This window comes from Nonomuraea ferruginea (genome assembly GCF_039540635.1).
GTDB classification, from domain to species: Bacteria; Actinomycetota; Actinomycetes; order Streptosporangiales; family Streptosporangiaceae; genus Nonomuraea; species Nonomuraea ferruginea.
Genome location: NZ_BAABFD010000014.1, coordinates 94,004 through 107,370, shown reverse-complemented (window position 1 = coordinate 107,370; position 13,367 = coordinate 94,004). Strand labels below are relative to the sequence as shown.

Here is a 13,367-nt window from a genome sequence, read left to right as displayed (position 1 = left end):
CCCGATTTTATCCGGACTACTGTCCGGCTATCAGCGCCAGGGACCGGTCGAGCAGGCCGGGATCGTCGTACGGGAGCCAGCGCACCCGCGGATCGCGCCGGAACCACGACTCCTGCCGCCTGGCGAACCGCCGCGTCGCCCGCACCGTCTCGGCGAACGCCTCCTCCTCGCTCCACTCTCCCTCCAGGTGGCGGATCACCTGGGCGTAGCCGAGCGCCCGGCCGGCCGTGCGGCCCTCCGCCAGGCCCCGCCCGAGCAGCTCGCGCACCTCGCCGACCAGCCCCGCCGCCCACATCCGCCCGACCCTGGTCTCGATCCGCTCGTCGAGCACCGGCCTGGGCACCTCCAGCCCGATCTGCACGCTGGGGTAGATGGCCTCGTAGGACGGCATGGTGGCGGAGAACGGCCGGCCGGAGTGCTCGATCACCTCCAGCGCCCGCACGATGCGCCGGCCGTTGCTCGGCAGGATCGCGGCGGCGGCGGCCGGGTCGAGCTCGCGCAGCCGCGCGTACAGCGGCCCGGCGCCGCGCTCGGCCAGCTCGGCCTCCAGGCGGGCCCTGATCTCCGGGTCGGTGCCGGGGAACTCCAGGTCGTCGATGGCCGCGCGCACGTAGAGCCCGCTGCCGCCCACCAGCACCGGCACGGCGATGGCCTCGATCAGCGGCCTGACCAGCTTCTGGTACTCGGCCACGCTGGCCGTGACCGTCACGTCCCAGACGTCGAGCAGGTGGTGGGGCACGCCGCGCCGCTCGGCCTCGGTGAGCTTGGCGGTGCCGATGTCCATGCCGCGGTAGAGCTGCATGGAGTCGGCGTTGACGCACTCCCCGCCCAGCCGCAGCGCAATGTCGACGGCGAGGTCTGACTTACCGGCCGCGGTGGGCCCCACGACGGCGATGACTGGGTGACGCACGCCTACCAGTGTGGCCTGCCCAGGTCAGCGGTCGCGCCCGGCACCACGTCACAGGTCGAGCAGCGTGGGCTGCAGGTAGCCCTCGTGGGTGAGCAGCCAGCGCTTGGTCTCGACGCCGACCCCGCCGCTGAACCCGCCCAGCCCGTTGCCCGCGACCACCCGGTGGCACGGCACCACGATCGGCAGCGGGTTGGACCCCATGATCGAGCCGATCCCGCGCGCGGGCACGCCGGTGCCGCTGCGCGCCGCCAGCTCGCCGTAGGTCACCGCGGTGCCGTACGGGACCTCGTACAGGGCCTGCAGCACCTCGCGCCGCACGCCCGACGTCAGCCGCCAGTCGATCGGCGTCTCGAACCGCCGCGAAGCACCGGTGAAATAACCACTCAGCTCCTCGACCACGGAACCCGTACGATCCGGGTCATGGACCTCAGGCAGGCCGAGGCGGTCGCGCATCCGGTCACGGACGCCCCACCCCGACGCCACCAGCCCGTCCTCGGTGACGGCCAGCACGAAGGGCCCGACCGGCGTCGGCACCTCCGCGAACGCGACGGTGGTCGTCATGTCGTCTCGTGAACTCGTCATCCTCGGCACCTCCAGCGCGGTCCCCACCCGACACCGTAACCACAACGGCTACCTGTTGCGCTGGGACGGACAGGGTTATCTGTTCGATCCCGGCGAGGGGACCCAGCGGCAGATGCTGCACGCCGGGGTGAGCGCCAGTGACGTCCACTGGATCTGCCTGACGCACTTCCACGGCGACCACTGCCTGGGCGTGCCGGGCGTGATCCAGCGCATCGCGCGCGACAGGGTGCGCCACCCGGTGCGGGCCGTCTTCCCCGCCTCCGGCGCTGACTACTGGCGCAGGCTGCGGCACGCCGCCGTGTTCGCCGACACCGCCGTCATCGAGGAGCACCCGGTCTCCGGCGAGCTGGCCTCCACCGGCCCGCTGACCGCCCGCCGCCTGTCCCACCCGGTCGAGTCGTACGGATACCGCGTCCAGGAGCCGCCCGGCGTGCGCATGCTGCCCGAGCGGCTGGCCGCCCACGGCATCCGCGGGCCCGAGGTGGGCGAGCTGCAGCGCACCGGCTCCGTGCGCGGCGTGACGCTGGCCCGGTGCAGCGTGCCGAAGCCGGGCCAGGCCGCGGCGTTCGTCATGGACACCCGGCTGTGCGACGCGGTGTTCGAGCTGGCCGACGGGGTCGACCTGCTCGTCATCGAGGCCACGTTCCTGTCGGGCGAGCAGGCGCTGGCCAAGGAGTACGGGCACCTGACCGCGTTCGAGGCGGGGCTGGTGGCCGCCCAAGCGGGGGTGCGGCGGCTGGTGCTCACGCACTTCTCCGAGCGCTACACGTTCGCGGACGAGCCCGTTTTCCTGGAAGAGGTGCGGCGCTCCTTCGACGGGGAGGTCTTCCTGGCGCGCGACCTGATGCGGGTCCCGGTGCCGCGGCGCCGCCGCTGACACGCTCTCGTCCTGTGGTCACTCGTAGGGGCTGCGGCCCTCGCTCACGGCGCCGATCATGCCCACGGCGTACGCGTGAGCCGCCCGGTGCAGGCCGTGGCCGTAGCTGACCCGGGCCACGCCCAGCTCCGCCAGCCTGGCCAGGCTCGGCGCGCCCGGCTTGAACAGGATGTTGACCGGGCCGTCCACCTCGCCCACCAGCGCCCCGATCTCGTCCTCGGCCGACAGCCCGATCGGGTAGACGCAGTCGGCGCCCGCCTCCAGGTAACGCCGGGCCCGCGCGACCGCTTCGGCGCGCCCGCCGCCGTCGCGGACGATGTAGGTGTCGATCCTGGCGTTGACGACGAGCGCCGGTCCCGCCGCGGCGCGCACCGCCGCCAGGAAAGCGGCCTGCTCGTCCGGATCGACCAGTTCTCCGGTACGGGGGTCGGAATCCTCCAGGTTGCAGCCCGCGGCGCCGGTCTCCAGCAGCCGCCCGGCCAGCTCGGCCGGGTCCAGCCCGTATCCGCGCTCCATGTCGGCCGTCACCGGCACGTCCACCACCCGGACGACGCGGGACACGGCGGCCAGCATCTCGGCCACCGGCGTCGCCTCGCCGTCCTCGTAGCCCAGCACGCGCGCCACCGCGGCGCTCCCGGTCGCCACCGCCGGGAAGCCGGCCTCCCGGACGGCCGTCGCGGACGCGGCGTCCCAGGCGTTCGGCAGGATCAACGGCTTTCCCGGCACGTGCAGGGCACGCAGTGCCGCCGCCTTCTCAATGGTCATGGCCGGAACCATAGGAAGGCGGGGCCGGTGGCTGTAGGTCCAATGCCCGCGAGAACCGGCAAGCCACTTCAGGTTTCTCAGAAGGCGCGGGGTGCGTCCGGAGGGTGAACGGCCGCGTCCCGCGCCACCGTGCTCGTGGTGTCAGCAGCCGCTCTTGGCGCACTGGCCGCCGACGGTGCCGGCCGGGCCGTCCGCCGGGTTGTCGCCCTCGTCGGAGGGCGGCGGCTTGGCCGCGGTCGTGGGCTTCTTGCCGCTGTCGCCCTGCTTCGCGGCGGTTTCCTGCTTGGCGCCGTCGCCCTTGCTCGCGGTGCTCTTGTCCGACGAGCCGGCGCGGGTGTCGCGGGTGTCGCCCGACGTGTCGCCCGATGTGTCGCCGACGGAGGCGTCGCCCATCTCGGCGGCCTCCTCCTCGGGCAGGCCGGTGTCGGCGTCGCCCATGGTGGCCTCGTCGGCGGCCGCCTCGTCCTGCAGCGGCTCGCCCTCGCTGCCGGTCTCGCCGGCGCCCTGCTCGGGCCCCGCCTGCCGGCTCTGCTGGGTGGGCGTGCCCGTCTCTCCGGACCCGGCGGTCAGCGCGTAGCCGACGCCGCCCACGGCCATCGCCGCCACGAGTACGGACGCGGCGATGACGGTGATCTTTTTCTTCCTGCTCGGCCTGTTCCTGGCGGCCCGGCGGCCCTCGCCTGGCCCGTTGAGGATCTCAAGACGATCCGGCTCGGTCGGATCTTGCATGGTGTTACAGCTCCCTGCGGTCGTATCGGGAAAGCTCTCCGGCTTCCGCGGGCGATGGACCACACTAGCCGCAACAGCCGAATGCTCGCGCAACAATCACAAAGGAATCACGACTTGTCCCCCCAAGGTCCTATTCGCCCAGGTCGACGCCACCGCCTCGCCCCCGTCGCCGCGGTCACCGCCGTCCTGGCCATCGCCACGGCGGGAATTCTCCTCGCGTTCACCGGCCCGCGAATGCACCCTCGCAAATCCGCCCCGGAAATCGATCAGGAAAGCCCGCTTTTCGATCAATCCCGCCGCACGCCCCCACCCACGTGGACGCCCATTCCACCGCCCCATTCAGACAGCCCAGAACCCCCGGCTCCCGTGACGAGCATCACCAGCGAAACCCCCTGGCTCCACCCGATCCCCCCACCAAGGGCAACACCCTCGTCCCACCCAGGAGACGCCACCAGGCGTCCGGCAGACGTCCCAGAACGCCAGTCCCCCACCCGAGATCGCCAAGGCCCCCGTGCCCAACCCCGCACCCACCGCCCCGAACCCCGGGAACGTTCCAGCACCCACACACCGAACGACAACACCAGCACCGGCGAGGCGGTCACACTCACCACCGCCCCCTCACCCACCCCCAAGCCCCAGCCCAAGGCTCAGACCCCACCAGGACTCCCCGCCCCTGACCCCTGCGCAACCTTCCACGACTTCCGCCGCGAAGCCTGCTACGAGGCCCTCAAGAGCCTAGGAAACTGATCACCCAAGGCGAGCCCGCAACTCAGGAACTACGGCGGGCAGAGCAGGCCGAAGGCTTGCTATCGGCGCCCAGCCCGAGGGGTTTCCCAAAAAGCCCTTAAGGTCTTGATCTTTTACGGCGCGACCCACCCGAGCCAAGCCCACCCGACGATCAGCGAGCGGAACAGCCCGAAGAAGAAGGAGAAGTCGCCGGCCGGCCGATGGTAGGCATACCGAGGAGCACTCCGGACGGCTGAGGAGCCACACGCGCCTGCCAGGCGTCACCCGCCCGGGTGCGGCGCAGCTCGCGGACCGCCCCGTCGGCGACCAGGTGGTGCGGGGCCGCGTACGTGACCTCGACCGTGACCATGTCGCCCGGACGCGGCGTCTCCTCGCCCACGGCGAAGTGGACCAGGCGGTTGTCTGGCGCGCGGCCGGAAAGGCGGCGGGTGGCCTCGTCCTTGCGGCCTTCGCCCTCGGCGACCAGGATCTCCAGCGTGCGGCCGACCTGCTTCTTGTTCTCCGCCCAGGAGATCTCCTCCTGGAGGGCGACCAGCCGCTCGTAGCGCTCCTGGACGACCTCCTTGGGGATCTGGTCGTCCATGGTGGCGGCGGGGGTGCCCGGCCTGATCGAGTACTGGAAGGTGAAGGCGTTGGCGAAGCGGCTCTCCCGTACGACGTCGAGGGTCGCCTGGAAGTCGTCCTCGGTCTCGCCGGGGAAGCCGACGATGATGTCGGTGGAGATGGCCGCGTCGGGCATGGCGGCGCGGACCCGCTCGATGATGCCGAGGTAGCGCTCGGCGCGGTAGGAGCGGCGCATGGCCTTGAGCACCCGGTCGGAGCCCGACTGGAGCGGCATGTGGAGCTGGTGCATGACGTTGGGCGTCTCGGCCATGGCGGCGATGACGTCGTCGGTGAACGCGGCCGGATGCGGCGAGGTGAACCGGACCCGCTCAAGGCCCTCGACGTCGCCGCAGGCGCGCAGCAGCTTGCCGAAGGCGAGCCGGTCGCCGAACTCGACCCCGTAGGTGTTGACGTTCTGGCCGAGCAGGGTGACTTCGAGGACGCCCTGGTCGACGAGGGTGCGCACCTCGGCGAGGACGTCGCCGGGCCGGCGGTCCTTCTCCTTGCCGCGCAGCGACGGGACGATGCAGAAGGTGCAGGTGTTGTTGCAGCCGACCGAGATGGCCACCCAGGCGGCGTAGGCGGACTCGCGCCTGGTGGGGAGCGTGGAGGGGAAGACCTCCAGCGACTCCTTCAGCTCGACCTGCGCCTCGCCCTCGATGCGGGCGCGCTCCAGCAGCACGGGCAGGGAGCCGATGTTGTGGGTGCCGAACACCACGTCGACCCAGGGCGCCTTGCGGACGATCTCGCCCTGGTCCTTCTGCGCGAGGCAGCCGCCGACGGCGATCTGCATGCGCGGGTTGCGGACCTTGGCGGGCCGCAGATGGCCGAGGTTGCCGTAGAGGCGGTTGTCGGCGTTCTCGCGGACGGCGCAGGTGTTGAAGACCACGACGTCGGCGGTCTCGCCTTCGGTCACGGCGACGTAGCCGGCGCCTTCCAGCAGGCCGGACAGCCGCTCGGAGTCGTGCACGTTCATCTGGCACCCGTACGTGCGGACCTCGTACGTGCGGGGGCTCTCCTGGGTCACAGTCATGGCATGAACAAGGGTAGTCGTTATGAGCCCTGCGCCAGCCGTACGCTTTCAAAAGACCAGCTTGACTGCCTGATGTGATCGGATCGGTACCGCCTGGTTAGTGACCAGCGTCCTTCGTGCCTCTACCGTTTGGGTCCATGACGGAGAACGGGGACGCCACTCCACTCGTGCAGATGGAGCACGTCAACAAGCACTTCGGGGCGCTGCACGTCCTGAAGGACATCAACTTGACCGTCTCACGTGGCGAGGTCCTGGTCGTCATCGGCCCGTCCGGCGGCGGCAAGTCGACGCTCTGCCGGACGATCAACCGGCTGGAGACGATCGACGACGGCAGGATCGTCTTCGACGGCCAGGTGCTGCCGGCGGAGGGCAAGGCGCTGGCCAGGTTGCGCTCCGACGTCGGGATGGTGTTCCAGTCGTTCAACCTGTTCGCCCACAAGACCATCCGGGAGAACGTGACGCTGGGCCCGGTCAAGGTCCGCCGCCAGGCCAAGGACGCCGCCGACAAGCGCGCCATGGAGCTGCTGGAGCGGGTCGGCATCGCGGCCCAGGCGGACAAGTATCCCGCCCAGCTCTCCGGCGGCCAGCAGCAGCGCGTCGCCATCGCCAGGGCGCTGGCCATGGACCCGAAGATGATCCTGTTCGACGAGCCGACCTCCGCGCTGGACCCCGAGATGGTGCAGGAGGTGCTCGACGTCATGATCGGGCTGGCGCGTGACGGGATGACGATGATGGTCGTCACCCACGAGATGGGCTTCGCCCGCAGGGCCGCCAACCGGGTCGTGTTCATGGCCGACGGGCAGGTCGTCGAGGAGAACACCCCTGACGAGTTCTTCACCAACGCGCAGACCGACCGGGCGCGTGACTTCCTTTCGAAGATCCTCACGCACTGACTAACGAGGCAGGTACACATGCACATGCGTCGAATGGGAGCGGTGCTCGCCGCGTTCGCCATGGCGGGCGCGCTGACCGCTTGCGGCGGCGATGACGCTGGAGGCGGCGGCGACGGCGGCGGCTCCTACGCCACCGTGATCGACAAGATCAAGGGTGGCGGCACCGTGGTCGTCGGCACCAAGTGGGACCAGCCGAGCCTGGGTCTGAAGACCGGGCCCGAGCCGGAGGGCTTTGACGTCGACGTTGCCAAGGCCGTGCTCAAGGAGCTCAACGGCGGCACCGACGTCAAGGTCGAGTGGAAGGAGTCGGCCTCGTCCAACCGCGAGCCGTTCCTGCAGAACGGCACCGTCGACATCATCTTCGCCACCTACTCGATCACCGAGGAGCGCAAGGGCAAGGTCACCTTCGGCGGCCCGTACGTGATCTCGCACCAGGACATCATGGTGCGCAAGGACGACACGTCGATCAACACCCCGCAGGACCTCAAGGGCAAGCGCATCTGCAAGGCCGCAGGCTCCAACTCCTACAAGCGCATCACCGACCCGCCGCCGGACGGCGAGCTCGACATCGACGCCACCACCGTCGACGCGGCGAACTACTCGGAGTGCGTGCAGAAGCTCAACGGCAGCAACCTCGACGCCGTCACCACCGACGACCTGATCCTGGCGGGCTTCGCCAAGCAGGCGGGCGGCAACTTCAAGGTGCTGGGCCAGGGCTTCACCGACGAGAAGTACGGCGTCGGCCTGAAGAAGGGCGACACCGCGACCTGCGAGGCCGTCAACACCGCGATCAAGACGCTGTGGGACAACGGCCAGATGAAGACCATGCTGGACAAGTGGTTCGGCGGCATCGAGGGCCTGCCGCTCTCGACCGAGGCACCGCCGGCCGAGGGTTGCGCCTGATCATGTCGTAGGCGGCGGCCGGGATCCCGGCCGCCGCCCTCCTATGCGGTGGAGCACGATGGACGAACTAATCAAGTACGCGCCCGTCCTCGCGGAAGGCTTCCTGGAGAACGTCAAGCTCTCCCTCGTGGCCGCGGTCGCCTCCCTCATCCTGGGCACGATCCTCGTGGGGATGCGGGTCTCGCCGACGCCGGTGCTGCGTGCGGCCGCCACCGTCTACGTCAACGTGGTGCGCAACACGCCGCTGACGCTGGTGCTGGCGTTCTCCGCGCTGGGCCTGAGCGACCAGCTCGGCCTGGTGTTCTCCCAGGAGCCGAGCGTCAACTCGTTCTGGATCGTCGCGATGGGCCTGTCGTTCTACACCGCGTCGTTCGTGTGCGAGGCGCTGCGGGCCGGCATCAACACGGTGCCCCTGGGCCAGGCCGAGGCGGCGCGGTCGATCGGGTTGTCGTTCTTCCAGTCCCTGCGGCTGATCATCCTGCCGCAGGCGTTCCGGGCCGTCATCGCCCCGCTGGGCAGCGTGATGATCGCCATGATCAAGAACACCACGGTCGCGACGGCCGGCGGCTACCTCGCCGACGCGGCCGCCACCATGAAGGAGGTCTTCGACACCACCGGCGCGTCGATCCCCATCTTCATCGGGATCGTCATCGCGTTCATGGCCCTGACCATGCCCATCGGCTACTTCACCGGTTGGTTGTCCCGACGTCTGGCGGTGGCCCGATGAACCTTTCCGTCCTGTTCGACACCCCGGGCCCGCGCGGGCGGGTGCGCAACCACCTGCTCACCGCGGTCAGCGTGCTGGTCGTGGGCGGCATCGCCTACTGGGTCTATCTGGGCTTCGACGCCAAGGGCCAGTTCGAGGGGAAGATCTGGGAGCCGTTCCTCGACCCCTACACCTGGCAGACGTGGATCCTGCCCGGCCTGGCCGGCACGCTGCGGGCCGCCGCGCTGGCCGCGGTGCTCGCGCTCGCGTTCGGCGCGATCTTCGGTCTGGCGCGGCTGTCCGACCACGCCTGGATCCGGATCCCGGCCGGGCTGGTGGTCGAGGTCTTCCGGGCCATCCCGCTGCTGCTGCTGATCTTCTTCATCTTCTACTTGGCGCCGACCGTGATGGGCGGCGGCGACTACGCGTTCATGGCCGTGGTGCTCGGCCTGACCCTCTACAACGGGTCGGTGCTGGCCGAGGTCGTCCGGGCCGGCGTGCTCTCGGTGCCGAAGGGCCAGGCGGAGGCCGCGTACGCGGTCGGCATGCGCAAGAACCAGGTGATGCGGCTGGTGCTGCTGCCGCAGGCGGTCACGGCCATGATGCCGGCGATCGTCAGCCAGCTCGTGGTGCTGCTCAAGGACACCGCGCTCGGCTACATCATCGCCTACGTCGACCTGCTCAACACCGGCTTCAAGATCCTGCCGGCGGTGTTCTTCGGCTCGCTGATCCCGGCGGCCATCGTCATCGGCATCATCTACGTCGGGCTCAACATGGCGCTCAGCTACCTGGCCCACTGGCTGGAACGCCGCAGCAGGCGCAGCCGCAAGACGGCGGCGCCCCCGGTGGCGCCCCCCGGCGCGGAGGCGATCGGCCTGCGCTCCGGCGGCGGGCTCGACAGCACCGACTGACCCACGAGCGGCGGGGATTTCCGGCAGGATGCGGGTATGCCCGCCGCTCTGTGGCCCTCACCCATCTCCACCTCCGACGTCGCCCGGGCGGCGGCTCGTCCGGCCTGGCCCGTCGTGTCCGGCGGCGCCGCCTGGTGGACGGAGGACCGCCCCGGCGAGGGCGGGCGCACCACGATCGTGCGCCTCACCGCCGACGGCGCCCGGACCGAGCTGCTGCCGCCGCCGTGGAACGCCCGCACCCGCGTGCACGAGTACGGCGGCCGCCCCTACGCCGTCACGCCCGGCGGCGACGTCGTCTTCACCGAGCTGACCGACCAGCGGCTCCACACCCTCGACCGGTCGGGCGAGATCAGGCCGCTCACTGCCGAGGGCGACCGCTACGCCGACCTGATGGTCCGCGACGACCAGGTGTGGTGCGTCCGCGAACGCCACCTCGACGGCGGCAAGGTCTCACGGTCGATCGTGTCCGTCCCGCTGGCCGGGGGCGAGGCCGCCGAGCAGGTCACGGGCCACGACTTCTACGCCTTCCCCACACTCTCCCCCGACGGCCGGCTGCTCGCGTACGTGTGCTGGAACCACCCCCGGATGCCGTGGCACGGCACCGAGCTGCGCGTCACCCGCCTGTCCGACGGCGAGACGTGGACCGTGGCCGGCGGCCCCTCGGAGTCCGTCCTGGCGCCCCAGTGGTGCGACGACGGCCGTCTCTACCTGATCTCCGACCGCTCCGGCTGGTGGAACCTGTACGCGGCCGACATCGGCGGCGGCGAGCCGGAGCCGCTCTGCCCGCGCGAGGAGGAGTTCGCCTGGCCGCTGTGGTATCTGGGCGGCCTCCCGTACGCGGTCCTCGCCGACGGCCGGCTCGCCGTCCTGCACGGGCGCGGCGACCTGCGGCTCGGCGTGCTCGACCCGCTCACGGGCGTCCTCACCGACCTGGACACCCCGTTCCCGGGGTGGGCGCCGACGCTGGCCGCCGACGGCACCTCCGTCCTCGGCATCGGGTACGGCCCGGCGACCCCGATGTCCGTGACCCGGGTGACCACGGCCATCGGAACCCCCGGCGGGATCGAGGTGCTGGCTGCTGACCCCGGCGGGCTGCCAGACCCGGCCTACCTGCCGGAGCCTCGGGCGGTGACGCTGCCGGGCGAGGACGGCCGGGAGGTGTACGCGTTCCTGTATCCGCCCGCGCATCCGGACCACGCCGCCGACGGACCTCACCCGTACGTGATCTTCGTGCACGGCGGGCCGACCGCGCACGCCACCACCGCGCTCGACCTCGGCAAGGCGTTCCTGACCTCGCGCGGCATCGGCGTGCTCGACGTCAACTACGGCGGCTCCACCGGCTACGGCCGCGCCTACCGCGAGTCGCTGAAGGGGCAGTGGGGGCTGGCGGACGTCGCCGACACCGTGGCCGCCGCCCGCTGGCTGGCCGCCGAAGGGCACGCCGACCCCGGCCGGATCGCCGTCAGGGGCGGCAGCGCGGGCGGCTGGACCGTGATGGCGGCCTGCTGCCGGTCCGGCGCGTTCGCCGGCGGCGTCTCGTACTACGGGGTGAGCGCCCTGGGCCCGCTCAACGCGCACACCCACGACTTCGAATCCCGCTATGTGGAGTGGCTCGTCGGCCCCGAGGACCCCCAGCTGTACGCCGAACGCGAACCGCTCGCCCTGGCCGGCGGCGTCTCCTGCCCGATGCTGCTGCTCCAGGGGCTCGACGACCCGGTGGTGCCGCCGGAGCAGTCGGCCGCCTTCGCGGAAACGCTGTCGGAACGCGGCATCCCCTGCACCTACCTCGCCTTCGACGGCGAGGCGCACGGCTTCCGCCGCACCGAGACCCGCTCCACCGCGCTCGCCGCCGAGCTCGCCTTCTACCAGCAGATCTTCCGGTGAGAGGTCAGCGCGCGAACTCGGTCGCCCGCGACTCCCGCACCACCGTGATCCGGATCTGCCCCGGATAGGTGAGCTCCTCCTCCACCTGCTTGGCCACGTCGCGGGCGATCACCTGCGCCTGGATGTCGTCGATCGCGTCCGGCTTGACCATCACCCGGATCTCCCGCCCGGCCTGCATGGCGAAGACCTTCTCCACGCCGTCGTAGGACTGCGCGATCTCCTCCAGCCGCTCCAGCCGCTTCACGTACGCCTCCAGCGACTCGCGGCGGGCGCCGGGACGGCTGCCGCTGATGGCGTCGGCCGCCTGGGTGAGCACCGCCTCGACGGTGCGCACCTCCACCTCGTTGTGGTGCGCCTCGATGGCGTGCACCACGTCCTCCTGCTCGCCGTAGCGGCGCGCGATCTCCGCGCCGATCAGCGCGTGGCTGCCCTCCACCTCGTGGGTGAGCGCCTTGCCGATGTCGTGCAGCAGCGCGCAGCGCTTCATCAGCGTCTGGTCGAGCTTGAGCTCGGCGGCCATGATGCCGGCGATGTGGGCGGACTCGATGAGGTGCTTGAGCACGTTCTGTCCGTAGGAGGTGCGGTAGCGGAGCTGGCCGAGCAGCAGCACCAGCTCCGGGTGCATGTCGGTGAGGCCCAGCTCGACCAGCGCGTCCTCGCCGGCGCGGGCGCACAGTTCCTGCACCTCGGCGCGGCTGCGGTCGTGCGCCTCCTCGATGCGCTGCGGGTGGATCCGGCCGTCGAGCACCAGCTTCTCCAGCGTGAGCCGCGCCGTCTCCCTGCGGACCGGGTCGAAACACGACAGAAGCACCGCTTCTGGGGTGTCGTCGATGATCAGGTTGACGCCGGTGGTCGACTCGAACGCCCGGATGTTGCGGCCCTCGCGGCCGATGATGCGGCCCTTCATCTCGTCGCCCGGCAGGTGCAGCACGCTGACGACCGACTCCGCGGTCTGCTCGGTCGCCATCCGCTGCACCGCCAGCGTCACGATCTTGGTGGCGCGCTTCTCGCCCTCGCGGCGCGCCTCGCCCTCGATCTCCCGTACGATCAGCGCCGCCTCGCGCTTGGCCTGGTGTTCGATGTCGCGCACCAGCTCGGCCCTGGCCTGCTCGCCGGTCAGCCCGGCCACCCGTTCCAGGATGACCCGCCGCTCCTCCTCCACCTTCAGCAGCTCGGCCCGCCGGTCGGCCAGCTCGATCTCCGTCTCGGCGAGCTTGCGGTCGCGCTCGGCCTGCCGCCTGGCCTCCTCGTCGAGCCGCTGCTCCCGCTCGGCCAGCCGCTGCTCCCTGCGCTCCAGGTCGGTGCGGAGCTCCTTGAGCTCCGACTTCAGGATCCGGCTCTCCTCCTCGACCTCCCGCCGCATCTGCGCCGCGCTCTCCGCCGCCGCCTCGGACCTGCGCAGGATCTCCTCGGCGTCGGACTCGGCCCTGTCGCGGATCTGGCCCGCCTCGGTACGAGCCTGCTCCAGCTCGTCGTGCACGGCCTCCAACTGCTCCGGCGTGGGCTTGGCGCCTCTCGGGACGCCTCCCGAGGTGCGCCTGACGACGATGAAGAGGGCTGCCATCATCCCGCAGGTCAGTACGAGCACCGCCACCGACAGCACCACGACAAGCGGCCCCATGTACGCCCCGCCCTCCTCGCGTCGTCAACACCCACAAACGCGGCCCTCGCACGGGAGGGTCACGGGCGCGGCACGGAAAGCCCCGGGACAGCTATCAAGCACAGGCCGACCTCGTGCCGACCGCAACAGCCGGCACCTCGTCCGCCTCGATCAACCAAACTCGCTCGTCCGTCGTTCACCGGTATGGCAATCCGCACTGCGCG

Annotated in this window: 12 protein-coding genes; 6 read left to right on the top strand and 6 right to left on the bottom strand. The window is 71.0% G+C overall.

Annotated elements, in window-relative coordinates; genetic code table 11:
• Nucleotides 1–16: 16 nt before the first annotated feature.
• Both miaA and ABD999_RS25870 read right to left on the bottom strand, forming a co-directional pair.
• On the bottom strand, nt 17–910 hold the full coding sequence (miaA, locus tag ABD999_RS25875) for a tRNA (adenosine(37)-N6)-dimethylallyltransferase MiaA (protein WP_271277945.1): 894 nt from the start codon (nt 908–910) through the stop codon (nt 17–19).
• A 48-nt stretch (nt 911–958) separates the two neighbouring features.
• Entirely contained in the window at nt 959–1,492 is a 534-nt protein-coding gene (locus ABD999_RS25870; protein WP_246639586.1) for a methylated-DNA--[protein]-cysteine S-methyltransferase, read from the bottom strand.
• On the opposite strand from ABD999_RS25870, the gene ABD999_RS25865 reads away from it, so the two are divergent.
• Nucleotides 1,470–2,369, top strand: a complete 900-nt coding sequence (locus ABD999_RS25865; protein ID WP_148033533.1) for a ribonuclease Z — start codon at nt 1,470–1,472, stop codon at nt 2,367–2,369. The genes ABD999_RS25870 and ABD999_RS25865 overlap by 23 nt on opposite strands.
• 18 nt (nt 2,370–2,387) lie before the next feature.
• Here ABD999_RS25865 and ABD999_RS25860 read toward each other — a convergent pair whose 3' ends face one another.
• From ABD999_RS25860 to miaB, 3 genes are all read right to left on the bottom strand, one after another.
• Complete coding sequence (locus ABD999_RS25860) at nt 2,388–3,134, bottom strand: isocitrate lyase/PEP mutase family protein (RefSeq protein WP_271277946.1); 747 nt, start codon at nt 3,132–3,134, stop codon at nt 2,388–2,390.
• 141 nt (nt 3,135–3,275) lie between these two features.
• Nucleotides 3,276–3,863, bottom strand: coding sequence for a prolipoprotein diacylglyceryl transferase (locus ABD999_RS25855; RefSeq protein WP_271277947.1), 588 nt, complete (start codon nt 3,861–3,863; stop codon nt 3,276–3,278).
• A gap of 898 nt (nt 3,864–4,761) precedes the next feature.
• Nucleotides 4,762–6,246 (bottom strand): tRNA (N6-isopentenyl adenosine(37)-C2)-methylthiotransferase MiaB, encoded by a 1,485-nt coding sequence (gene miaB, locus ABD999_RS25850; RefSeq protein WP_219544155.1) that lies wholly within the window; start codon nt 6,244–6,246, stop codon nt 4,762–4,764.
• A gap of 173 nt (nt 6,247–6,419) precedes the next feature.
• Between miaB and ABD999_RS25845 the strand changes: the two genes are divergently transcribed.
• From ABD999_RS25845 to ABD999_RS25825, 5 genes are read left to right on the top strand one after another with little or no spacing between them, the layout of a single operon-like run.
• Nucleotides 6,420–7,139 carry an amino acid ABC transporter ATP-binding protein gene (locus ABD999_RS25845; RefSeq protein ID WP_378525167.1) on the top strand — a complete coding sequence of 240 codons (720 nt, stop codon included), beginning with the start codon at nt 6,420–6,422 and terminating at the stop codon, nt 7,137–7,139.
• A gap of 18 nt (nt 7,140–7,157) precedes the next feature.
• The gene (locus tag ABD999_RS25840) at nt 7,158–8,042 is read left to right on the top strand and encodes a glutamate ABC transporter substrate-binding protein (RefSeq protein WP_148033538.1); all 885 of its coding nucleotides are present in this window, start codon (nt 7,158–7,160) and stop codon (nt 8,040–8,042) included.
• Nucleotides 8,043–8,100: 58 nt separating this feature from the next.
• A complete protein-coding gene (locus ABD999_RS25835; RefSeq protein WP_219544157.1) occupies nt 8,101–8,769 on the top strand; it encodes an amino acid ABC transporter permease in 669 nt (222 codons plus the stop codon).
• Nucleotides 8,766–9,659, top strand: a complete 894-nt coding sequence (locus tag ABD999_RS25830; protein ID WP_219544158.1) for an amino acid ABC transporter permease — start codon at nt 8,766–8,768, stop codon at nt 9,657–9,659. The genes ABD999_RS25835 and ABD999_RS25830 overlap by 4 nt, the downstream gene beginning before the upstream one ends.
• A 36-nt stretch (nt 9,660–9,695) precedes the next feature.
• Entirely contained in the window at nt 9,696–11,543 is a 1,848-nt protein-coding gene (locus ABD999_RS25825) for a S9 family peptidase (protein WP_271279536.1), read from the top strand.
• A gap of 4 nt (nt 11,544–11,547) precedes the next feature.
• Here the strand turns inward: ABD999_RS25825 and rny are convergent, their stop codons facing one another.
• Nucleotides 11,548–13,164 carry a ribonuclease Y gene (rny, locus tag ABD999_RS25820; RefSeq protein WP_246639587.1) on the bottom strand — a complete coding sequence of 539 codons (1,617 nt, stop codon included), beginning with the start codon at nt 13,162–13,164 and terminating at the stop codon, nt 11,548–11,550.
• Between the last annotated feature and the right edge of the window lie 203 nt (nt 13,165–13,367).

Bases quoted from the DNA above. Each gene is read 5' to 3' on its own strand.
- ABD999_RS25865 (WP_148033533.1), top strand. From the start codon at position 1,470: ATGTCGTCTCGTGAACTCGTCATCCTCGGCACCTCCAGCGCGGTCCCC.
- ABD999_RS25870 (WP_246639586.1), bottom strand. From the start codon at position 1,492: ATGACGAGTTCACGAGACGACATGACGACCACCGTCGCGTTCGCGGAG.
- ABD999_RS25860 (WP_271277946.1), bottom strand. From the start codon at position 3,134: ATGACCATTGAGAAGGCGGCGGCACTGCGTGCCCTGCACGTGCCGGGA.
- ABD999_RS25855 (WP_271277947.1), bottom strand. From the start codon at position 3,863: ATGCAAGATCCGACCGAGCCGGATCGTCTTGAGATCCTCAACGGGCCA.
- miaB (WP_219544155.1), bottom strand. From the start codon at position 6,246: ATGACTGTGACCCAGGAGAGCCCCCGCACGTACGAGGTCCGCACGTAC.
- ABD999_RS25845 (WP_378525167.1), top strand. From the start codon at position 6,420: ATGGAGCACGTCAACAAGCACTTCGGGGCGCTGCACGTCCTGAAGGAC.
- ABD999_RS25840 (WP_148033538.1), top strand. From the start codon at position 7,158: ATGCACATGCGTCGAATGGGAGCGGTGCTCGCCGCGTTCGCCATGGCG.
- ABD999_RS25835 (WP_219544157.1), top strand. From the start codon at position 8,101: ATGGACGAACTAATCAAGTACGCGCCCGTCCTCGCGGAAGGCTTCCTG.
- ABD999_RS25830 (WP_219544158.1), top strand. From the start codon at position 8,766: ATGAACCTTTCCGTCCTGTTCGACACCCCGGGCCCGCGCGGGCGGGTG.
- ABD999_RS25825 (WP_271279536.1), top strand. From the start codon at position 9,696: ATGCCCGCCGCTCTGTGGCCCTCACCCATCTCCACCTCCGACGTCGCC.
- rny (WP_246639587.1), bottom strand. From the start codon at position 13,164: ATGGGGCCGCTTGTCGTGGTGCTGTCGGTGGCGGTGCTCGTACTGACC.